This window comes from Mycobacterium asiaticum (assembly GCF_001673365.1).
In the GTDB taxonomy this organism is placed as follows: Bacteria; Actinomycetota; Actinomycetes; order Mycobacteriales; family Mycobacteriaceae; genus Mycobacterium; species Mycobacterium asiaticum_A.
Genome location: NZ_LZLS01000031.1, coordinates 23,708 through 30,509, shown reverse-complemented (window position 1 = coordinate 30,509; position 6,802 = coordinate 23,708). Strand labels below are relative to the sequence as shown.

Below are 6,802 nucleotides of genomic sequence, written 5' to 3'. Positions count from 1 at the left end.
GACGTCGAATGGATCCCCCCAGCCCACCTTGACCACGGCCAACGCCGCACCAACCGCTACCACCACCCAGAGAAAACACTCTGCGAACAAAACGACGACGACAAACCCGACTGACCGACGGTCAACGTCAGGTGGTTGCGAACTGCTTGATGATCTTCTGAATGCTCGATGCGGTGCTGGCGGCCTTGACGTTGTAATTCGCGGCCGCGATCTTGCCCTTTTCGTCGACGACGAAGGTGGAGCGGATGACGCCGATGACGGTCTTGCCGTACATCATCTTCTCGCCGTATGCGCCGTAGGCCGTGAGCACCTTGCGCTCGGGATCGGAGAGCAGCGGGAACGTCAGCCCCTCGGCGTCGCGGAATTTAGCCAGCTTCTCCGGTTTGTCCGGGGAGATGCCGAGGACGTCGATCCCGGCGTCGTTGAGTTCGCTCAAGCTGTCGCTGAACGCGCAGGCCTGTTTCGTGCAGCCCGGCGTCGACGCCGCCGGATAGAAGTAGACGACGACGTGGCGGCCCTTGAAGTCGGACAGCGACACCTTGTTGCCGTCGGCGTCGGGCAGGCTGAACGCGGGGGCCTTGTCTCCGGGGGCCAGCCGGACGGTCTCGCTCAACATTGAGTCCTTTCTGTTCACCGGAGCGCTGGGACCCGCACCCGCTGCTCTAGGGTAGTTCGTCAGTGCATCAGCCTGACTTGGAGGACAGACACGTGGCGGACCGCGATCCCGACACCATCAAGCAGGAAATCGACCAAGCCCGCGAGCAGCTGGCGGCGACCGTCGACTCGCTTGCTGAGCGGGCAAATCCTCGCCGCCTGGCCGACGATGTCAAGGCCAAGGTGATCGAGTTTCTCAACAAGCCGATCGTGACGGTGTCGTTGACCGGGCTTGGTGTCGCAACCGTGGTCGTGGTGATCTACCGAATCAAGAAGCGCTGACGTCCGTCGCCGAGTGTGAAGCCAGTTTCACGTTGGGCAAGCCGCTCAGCGACGCGCCACGAAATATCCGGAGACCAGGGCTTTCAATCGTCGCGACGGTGACAGCGGCGCGGCCACCCGCATCACCTTGTTACCCAGGCCAGGCAGCACCATGACCCGCCCTGCCCGCATCGCCTCGTACCCGGCATGGGCCACCGGCGCAACGTCCATGATGAACCGGTCCAGCCGTGACCAATCTCCGACACCGGCGGTGTGCCCGAACTCGGTGCGGGTCGGCCCGGCCGCCAGATGGGTGCAGGTGACGCCGGTGCCGTGCAGGTCGCTGGCCACCGCTTCGGAGAAACTGCGGACGTAGGCCTTGCTGGCGGAATAGCCGGCCTCCAGCCCGTGGGGGATCACGTAGGCGGCGATCGAGCTGACGTTGAGGATTGCTCCGTGGCCGGCCTCGACCATCCGCGCGGCGTACAGCGTCGTGAGGTCCGTCAGCGTCACCACGTTGAGCTGGATCATCTTCGACACCGCCACCGGGTCGCACTCTTGAATCTTCAATCCCAGAATGCCCACGCCCGCGTTGTTGACCAAGTATTCGACGGCGACACCGAGTTCGTCGACGCGAGCGACCAGTTCGGCGCCGGCACCCGGCCGCGCCAGGTCCATGCTGACGGTGTCGACGCGAATACCGTGGCGTGCACGCAATTCGTCGGCCACGTCGCCAAGCTGCTCGCTGCTGCGCTCGCTGGACACGATGACCACGTCGACACCGTCGGCCGCGAACAGACCGGCCAGTTCGCGGCCGAGGCCCGTTGACGCGCCTGTGATCAGTGCGGCCGTCATGCTGGGAGACCCTGCCCGTCCGGGGTGCGGCCCGGGGCGCTGCTGGTGATGTAGACCGGGAGATTGTCGGACCAGGGCTGGGTGGTGACCATGTCGTCTACCTCGACATAACCCCGTTCGATTTCCCCCGTCGCCGCGTCGACCAGGCGGTACTCCTGGCGCTGAATATGAATTGGTTGCGCGTCGAGGATGACCACCCGAACCTCGCCTGGCTCGAACGCACACCGCTCCTGCAACGCCTCGATCAGGCATTCGTTGTGCATGTGGCCGTCGCCGAAGTTCCATCCGACAGCCATCGCACACAACATTTCGCCCTCGCACAGGTTGTAGTCGTCTTCGTCACAGCCGGCCATGGCCCGGTGCGCGAGGGTGAAAAGCGCGCGCCCGTGGGTGTTCATCCCGCGGAATGCGTACGCCAGGTGGATCGGGACGAGCGTGTCCTCTTTGCTTCTGTACAACCGCTCGAGTTGCAGGTGTTGCATGGGACCCAGAGCGCGGGCACCGATCCGGATCTTCTCGTCGGCCGACGGCTTGACACACCACAGCGTGGTGTCCCAGTTGCCGGCGTAGTACCGCATTCCGGGCAGGAAGGAAACCTTGCGCGGGAACAGGTTTCCGAAGACGACGGTTCCGGCAATAACCGCGATCAGCACAGCGACCGGAACCGTATTCGTCACACTGGACAACCCCAGCGGTGCGTGCGCGACGAACAGCCACAGCACGCTGAAGATCATGAAGACGTTCCATTCCAGCGGCACTCCCATCGGGAACGCCAACAAGATGTTGAAGTGGAACACGATCATCACGACGGCCGCGATGGTGGTCGGCCAGCCGCCGTGGGAGAACAGCAATATCAGGGGCACCAAACCCTCTATCGCAGTTGAGAAGTGCGCGATGACCCCCGATAACGCGCCGGGGCGCAGATCATCTGGGTAACGCTTGAACAGCGACGTCTTGAGGATTCCCGACGGAATGAACGGATTGTTGGCCAGCATGGTGGAGATCACGAACGGAAAGTGCCTGGTGATCTTCGAGGTGGCCGCGCCCAGCCAGATCACTATGCAGACCAGCTTGGCCGCCACCACGATGTCTGCTCCGGTGAACAGAAACGCAAGCGCCAGCGGCGCATACACCTCGCCGCGGGCAGCCAGATAGATCACCTTGTCGCGCAGTCCCAGCACCGCCAACACCGAAAGTATCGCGACGGTCTGCCACCGCGGCAGCACCCCAATTGTGCTGTCCAGGGCGGGAATTGGGCCCGCGCCGTCGGACGCTAACGCGAGGACGAGCAACACCAGAAGCGCGCCGTAGAGCAACGCGTCGAACGGGGTGCGGTTACTGCCCTTGGTCAGGGGCACCTGTCCGGGCCAGGGTGGCAGCCGGATAGTGCCGGGGCGCAGCCAGTACAGAATCGAACCGATCGGTGGAAAGTACCGGCCGGCCAGTGGGCCGAAGCAGCATCCGAGTCCGACGACTTCGAACAGCATGGTGAATAGCACGGCCTTCTGGTACACGATCGGCTCGGTCCACCACGCGGCGACGTCAGTGAAACCGCCTATGCCGCTGGTGGACCAGGCGCATACCCAGATGCCAAGAATGTAGAGCAGGATTTTCACCCCGTACATGACGTGCATCACCAGCGGTGTCCCGAAGCCGTTTTCGGCAATGTGTCGCATCATCGGGATGACGCGTTCGGAGCGGGTGCGCTTGCTCCACTCGGGTACGTCGACGACCGGCAGGTTTGGCTGGATGAACCCCATTGCAGCTCCTTGGACCACGGTGTGCCTGGAAAGTTACCCGCGGTGATGCCGTCGCGATAGGTGCTCGGTTGCGATCAACGCGATCCCATTTGCTCGGGCACCGCGCCGGTACTGCCTTGAAGTGGGCCGAGACGCCGTCCTAACGCCGTCGTGCTGATGCCAAAATCCGGTGTACAGCATGGGATCTCGTGCCATTTCAACGGTCAGTTGGTCGAATAACCAGGGTGCGTGGGTAGCCGTACCGGAACGGTCGCCGGCGACTGCGCCACGACATCCACGCGCTTCGACAGGCCGCCGGATTCGGTGACAGCCTGTCTTTTGCGCCGTGCGCGCCAGCAGGCGCGCGGCATTGGAGTTCACCTCGGAGAGGAACACGAACGTGGGAGCAGCCACCGTACGAATCGTTGGTGGCCACAAGCGCTTTGATGCCGACAACCACGCGTTGGCCGACATCGACCTGACCATCGACAAAGACGATTTCCTGGCGATCCTCGGACGCAGCGGCAGCGGCAAGTCCACCCTGCTGCGGGTGATCGCGGGTCTGGAACAACTCACGTCGGGAACCGTCGAATGGTCCAGCGCCGACGGTGTGGCCCGAAGTGTGGCACAACCACACACCGGCGTGGTGTTCCAGCAGGCGCTGTTATTTCCCTGGCTGACTGCCGGTGAGAACGTTTCCCTCGCCGGGCGGTTCGCCGCGAACAAGGCAACGTTCCAGCGCGGATACGCCCACGAACTGCTACGTCGCTTTGACTTGGAGCGGGTGGCCGACCGCTATCCTGACCAACTCTCCGGCGGGCAGGCACAGCGGGTGGCCATCATCCGAGCGGTCGCCACCCGCCCACGATTGTTGCTGCTGGACGAGCCGTTCAGCGCGCTCGACCCGGCCATTCGGGGTGACCTTCAGCTATGGCTGGGGAATCTGGCCGCCGAGCTGGGCATCACCGTCGTCTTGGTCACTCACGACGTGGACGAGGCGCTGTTGTTGGCCAGCCGCGTTGTCCTGCTCGGGGCTGATGGTCGAATCCGGCGGGAGTGGCAACCGACCGTCACGGCCGGCGTGCGCAGCGGCACCGAGCAGCTCAGGCAGGAGATCCTCGACCACTACCGCCTGGTGGAGCGGTGACGGTTTCGCGACGGGCCTTGCTGACGGGCACGGTCGCGCTCGCCGCGGCAGGGGGAGTGGCCGGAATAGCCGACCTCGCGCATGCCGCAAGCGTCGACCGCACCAATACCAGCGGCCAACTCCGGATCGGATACCTGCCCATCACCGATGCGGCGCCACTGCTGATCGCGCATGCCGCCAGCCTTTACCAGCCCGGCGTCGTGACTGCGGCCAAACCCGTGCTCTTCCGCAGCTGGGCATCGCTTGCCGAAGCGTTTGTCACCCGGCAGGTCGACGCGGTGCACATGCTGATGCCGACGGCGATCCAGTTGCGCTTCCTGCTGCGCCGCCCGGTTCGGGTACTGAGTTGGAATCACACCAACGGCTCCGCGCTCACCGTCGCGCCCGACATCACCGATCTCGGGCAACTGGCCGGCACGCAGGTAGCAATACCGTTTTGGTGGTCGATCCACAACATCATTCTCCAGGACTTGCTGCGTGCCCACGACCTCGTCCCGGTGGTTCGCCGCAGCGCGTCGCGCAGCGCGCGGACGGTGGAACTGATCGTGATGAGCCCGTCGGACATGGTGCCGGCGCTGGCCAACCGGTCGATCAGCGGCTACGTGGTGGCCGATCCGTTCAATGCCATGGCGCAGGTGCGCAAGATCGGCCGCATCCACACATTCCTCGGTGATGTGTGGCGCGATCACGCGTGCTGCGTGGTATTGGCCCACGACGACCTGATCGAGCACCGGCCGCAGACCGCGGCCGCACTGGTCAACTCGATTGTTGTTGCGCAGCAACGCATTAATTCCGATCGTCCCGCGGCAGCGACGGCGTTGTCCAAGGGTGCCTATCTGCCGCAACCGCAGCCGGCCATCAAGACGGCACTGACCTACCGTCCCCAGGACTATCGTTTCCTGCACCCCGATTGGCAGCCCCAACGGCTCGGCTATCAACCCTTCCCGTTTCCGAGTTTCACCCGTCGCCTCGTGGAAGCCATGCACGACACCGTCGTCGACGGCGACCGAAAGTTCCTGGAACGACTCGATCCCGCGACAGTGCACTCGGAGTTGGTCGACGACACCTTCGTGCGTGCCGCACTGTCCGCCCTCGGCGGTCCCGCGACCTTCGGCATTCCATCCGATCTGACCCGAACCGAACAGGTGCAGCCGCGATGACAACCACTCCGAACAGCCCACTGACCACATCAGTTCAGCACGAGAACGCCTCGGCCCCAAGCTTTGTCACGCGCTGGTGGCCGCCGGCGTTGGCGGTCGGCTCCGCCGTCGGGGTGTGGTGGCTGGCGACCGCAGTCCTCGCGCCGGCGCAGTCGCTGCTGCGCGAGACAACCCCGGTGCGCGTGGCCAAGTCTCTGGTCGACTTGTTCAACCGCGGTGTATTGCTTCCCGACATCGGAGTCAGCTTGTGGCGCCTGCTGATTGGGTTGTTGGTGGCTGCTCTCGTTGGCATCCCGGCCGGCCTGCTGATCGGCCTCAACGACACCGCCGACCGCGCTACCCGTCCGGTGGTCCAGTTTCTGCGGATGATCTCGCCGTTGTCCTGGGCCCCAATCTCGGTGGCGCTGTTCGGAATCGGCAACGAACCGGTGATCTTCCTGATCGCCGCGGCAGCGGTGTGGCCCGTCCTGATCAACACCGCCGCCGGTGTACATGCGATCGATCCAGGCTTTCTACAGGTGGCGAAGTCGTTCGGGGCCAGTCGGACCGAGCAACTGTCCGTCGTGGTGCTGCCCGCGATCCGGGGTCACCTGCAAACCGGGCTGCGCGTCGCGTTGGGTATCGCCTGGGTGGTGTTGGTACCCGCGGAAATGCTGGGTGTGCGTTCGGGTCTGGGTTATCAAATCCTCAACGCGCGCGACCAGTTGGCGTATGGACAGGTGGTTGCCCTGATCGTGGTGATCGGGGTCATCGGCTACCTGCTGGACCTCGTCGCGCGGCGAGCGCTCGCCGGGTCCCGCCCGGGCTAGGCGGGCCCAGTCCCGCCCCAGTCGCGCGAGCCGAACGGCACGGCGAATTTTCCCGGTCAGAATCGCAGCCAGGTTCGGCTGGCGGAAGAAGGACGGTGGTGCGCCGTCAGGGTTTCGAACCCCGGACCCGCTGATTAAGAGTCAGCTGCTCTACCAACTGAGCTAACGGCGCTTGCT

8 protein-coding genes and 1 tRNA gene are annotated in these 6,802 nt (G+C 64.4%); 5 read left to right on the top strand and 4 right to left on the bottom strand.

Annotation, left to right across the window (positions count from 1 at the left end; genetic code table 11):
• Positions 1 to 114: hypothetical protein (locus A5634_RS29130; protein WP_253861469.1), on the top strand; the 114-nt coding region annotated here is incomplete at its 5' end.
• A 13-nt stretch (positions 115 to 127) separates the two neighbouring features.
• On the opposite strand, the gene bcp is transcribed toward A5634_RS29130, so the two are convergent.
• Complete coding sequence (bcp, locus tag A5634_RS03560; protein WP_065142710.1) at positions 128 to 613, bottom strand: thioredoxin-dependent thiol peroxidase; 486 nt, start codon at positions 611 to 613, stop codon at positions 128 to 130.
• A gap of 95 nt (positions 614 to 708) precedes the next feature.
• On the opposite strand from bcp, the gene A5634_RS03555 reads away from it, so the two are divergent.
• On the top strand, positions 709 to 936 hold the full coding sequence (locus tag A5634_RS03555; RefSeq protein WP_065142703.1) for a DUF3618 domain-containing protein: 228 nt from the start codon (positions 709 to 711) through the stop codon (positions 934 to 936).
• Positions 937 to 981: 45 nt separating this feature from the next.
• On the opposite strand, the gene A5634_RS03550 is transcribed toward A5634_RS03555, so the two are convergent.
• On the bottom strand, positions 982 to 1,770 hold the full coding sequence (locus A5634_RS03550) for an SDR family NAD(P)-dependent oxidoreductase (protein ID WP_065142702.1): 789 nt from the start codon (positions 1,768 to 1,770) through the stop codon (positions 982 to 984).
• Positions 1,767 to 3,530 (bottom strand): DUF3556 domain-containing protein, encoded by a 1,764-nt coding sequence (locus tag A5634_RS03545; RefSeq protein ID WP_065142701.1) that lies wholly within the window; start codon positions 3,528 to 3,530, stop codon positions 1,767 to 1,769. Before A5634_RS03545 ends, A5634_RS03550 begins: the two co-directional genes overlap by 4 nt.
• Before the next feature lie 379 nt (positions 3,531 to 3,909).
• Between A5634_RS03545 and A5634_RS03540 the strand changes: the two genes are divergently transcribed.
• Genes A5634_RS03540 through A5634_RS03530 form a run of 3 tightly spaced genes read left to right on the top strand, consistent with a single transcriptional unit; the run spans position 3,910 to position 6,625 of the window.
• Complete coding sequence (locus tag A5634_RS03540; RefSeq protein WP_065142709.1) at positions 3,910 to 4,656, top strand: ABC transporter ATP-binding protein; 747 nt, start codon at positions 3,910 to 3,912, stop codon at positions 4,654 to 4,656.
• Positions 4,653 to 5,816 carry an ABC transporter substrate-binding protein gene (locus A5634_RS03535; protein WP_065142700.1) on the top strand — a complete coding sequence of 388 codons (1,164 nt, stop codon included), beginning with the start codon at positions 4,653 to 4,655 and terminating at the stop codon, positions 5,814 to 5,816. Before A5634_RS03540 ends, A5634_RS03535 begins: the two co-directional genes overlap by 4 nt.
• A complete protein-coding gene (locus A5634_RS03530) occupies positions 5,813 to 6,625 on the top strand; it encodes an ABC transporter permease (protein ID WP_065142699.1) in 813 nt (270 codons plus the stop codon). The genes A5634_RS03535 and A5634_RS03530 overlap by 4 nt, the downstream gene beginning before the upstream one ends.
• A 96-nt stretch (positions 6,626 to 6,721) precedes the next feature.
• Here A5634_RS03530 and A5634_RS03525 read toward each other — a convergent pair.
• A tRNA-Lys gene (locus A5634_RS03525) sits at positions 6,722 to 6,797 on the bottom strand.
• Positions 6,798 to 6,802 lie beyond the last annotated feature (5 nt).

Coding starts and splice junctions, on each gene's coding strand:
- A5634_RS03530 (WP_065142699.1), top strand. CDS start 5,813: ATGACAACCACTCCGAACAGCCCACTGACCACATCAGTTCAGCACGAG.
- A5634_RS03545 (WP_065142701.1), bottom strand. CDS start 3,530: ATGGGGTTCATCCAGCCAAACCTGCCGGTCGTCGACGTACCCGAGTGG.
- A5634_RS03550 (WP_065142702.1), bottom strand. CDS start 1,770: ATGACGGCCGCACTGATCACAGGCGCGTCAACGGGCCTCGGCCGCGAA.